Raw genomic sequence first — 1,195 nt, 5'->3', positions numbered from 1 at the left:
CAGGGCGGGATCGCACTTTGTTAACAAATATGATCTAATAGCGTCAAACCCTTAGCTAGACAGCCATTTTGAACTTAATTGAGCACCTATCCGTCATCGAAGATACTCGTTCTGACATTAACCAAAAACATGACCTTATTGACGTTATGTTCCTCGTTATTAGTGCTATTGCATCTGGGTGCGAAGGATGGCAAGACATTGAATTTTATGGGGAAGAGAAGTTAAGCTGGTTAAGAAAGTACAGGCCATTCAAACATGGAATCCCCCGACGACACACAATAGCACGCATATTACGCTCAGTTGTTGCGGAGTCATTGCTTGAAGCGTTGGCCTTGTGGATAAACGAACAAAGAGCCAACCAAAATAAACCCATAATCGCATTCGACGGAAAAGTCCTGCGTGGCTCTTATCGAAATGACAGGAAAACAGCGTTGCAGTTGGTCACGGCATATGACACTGAGCGTGGCCTTGTTCTGAGCCAAAAACCGACGGAAAACAAGAATGGCGAGATCAGTGTTGTGCGCCAAATGCTTGATGTTATAAATGTAAAAGGCAGTGTGGTCACGATTGATGCGCTGCATTGCCAGCGCGAAACCCTAGAGAAGATAAAAGAAAAGAAAGCGCATGTTGTTGTTCAAGTGAAGAACAACCAACCGAAACTAAGAGCGGCTGTTGTTGAACAGTTTCAGGCTATCTTCGATGCTAGGAAAGAGAAAATAGTCACTGAAATCAAAGAGACACATCATGGTCGTAACGAAGAGCGATACGTTTTTCAACTTAAGGCTAAGTTGCCCGAAGAACTAGCAAAGAAATGGCCGACGGTAAGAAGCATTATAGCAGTGGAACGCCACCGAGTGATAAACGGGAAAGGCACCGTAGATACGTCATACTACATAAGTTCCATGTCGCCGAATCACAAATTACTTGGTCATTATATTCGTCAACACTGGCGAATTGAAAACAGCCAACACTACGTATTAGATGTTGTTTTTAAAGAGGATAGCTCTCGAATCACTTTGGATGGTGCCGTTGAGAACATAGCGTTGTTCAGACGCTTTGTAATGAACATGCTTAAGCAATGTGATTGCGGTGCGCCAAGTCAAAAGGTGAAGTTGAAAAAAGCGGGATGGAACGACGATTATCGGGCTAGAGTCTTCTTTGGGTTATAAATCCATCAAAGTATGCTCCCGCCCTG

The 1,195-nt window shown here is 43.8% G+C and carries 1 protein-coding gene; it reads left to right on the top strand.

The window, feature by feature from the left end; genetic code table 11:
- Positions 1 to 68 precede the first annotated feature (68 nt).
- Positions 69 to 1,169 carry an ISAs1 family transposase gene (locus tag AB4493_RS19775; RefSeq protein ID WP_136987121.1) on the top strand — a complete coding sequence of 367 codons (1,101 nt, stop codon included), beginning with the start codon at positions 69 to 71 and terminating at the stop codon, positions 1,167 to 1,169.
- The last annotated feature ends 26 nt before the right edge of the window (positions 1,170 to 1,195 follow it).

The organism is Vibrio sp. 10N.222.55.A1 (genome assembly GCF_041473835.1).
Classification (GTDB): Bacteria; Pseudomonadota; Gammaproteobacteria; order Enterobacterales; family Vibrionaceae; genus Vibrio; species Vibrio crassostreae_C.
This window is presented reverse-complemented; position numbering and strand designations above follow the sequence as displayed.